The organism is Micromonospora sp. AMSO1212t, assembly GCF_008868145.1.
Classification (GTDB): Bacteria; Actinomycetota; Actinomycetes; order Mycobacteriales; family Micromonosporaceae; genus Micromonospora; species Micromonospora tulbaghiae.
In genome coordinates this window covers 1-486 of the sequence record NZ_WBKS01000293.1, presented here as the reverse complement: position 1 = coordinate 486, position 486 = coordinate 1, and the positions used below count along the sequence as shown (strand labels likewise).

Sequence of the window (486 nt, the reverse complement as noted above, 5' to 3'; positions counted from 1 at the left end):
TTTCATCGTCAACAACTACACCTATTACGATCCGGCCACCCACGGCGTGAACTTCGAGGGCATGCTGGCCTCGCTGAACAAGATGCCGCAGGGTTCGATCGTGGTGCTGCACGCCTGCTGCCACAACCCGACCGGCGCCGACCTCACGCAAGAGCAGTGGGGCCAGGTGATCGCCGCCGTGCAGCAGAATGGCCTGGTTCCCTTCCTCGACATGGCCTACCAGGGCTTCGGCTCGGGCATCGCGGAAGACGGCGCCGTGGTGCGCCGCTTCGTCGACGCCGGCGGCCCGCTGCTGGTCTCGAATTCGTTCTCGAAATCCTTCTCGCTGTATGGCGAGCGCGTCGGTGCGCTGTCGGTGGTGGCCTCGAACGCCGAGGAAGCGGCGCGCCTGCTGTCGCAGCTGAAGCGCGTGGTGCGCACCAACTACTCGAACCCGCCTATCCACGGCGGCAAGGTGGTCGCGACCGTCCTGTCGACCCCGGAACT

1 protein-coding gene is annotated in these 486 nt (G+C 65.8%); it reads left to right on the top strand.

Annotated features, from left to right (window positions below; translation table 11 throughout):
* Window positions 1-486 (top strand): aminotransferase class I/II-fold pyridoxal phosphate-dependent enzyme (locus F8279_RS29860; RefSeq protein ID WP_151501728.1); only part of this gene is annotated, 486 nt, incomplete at both ends.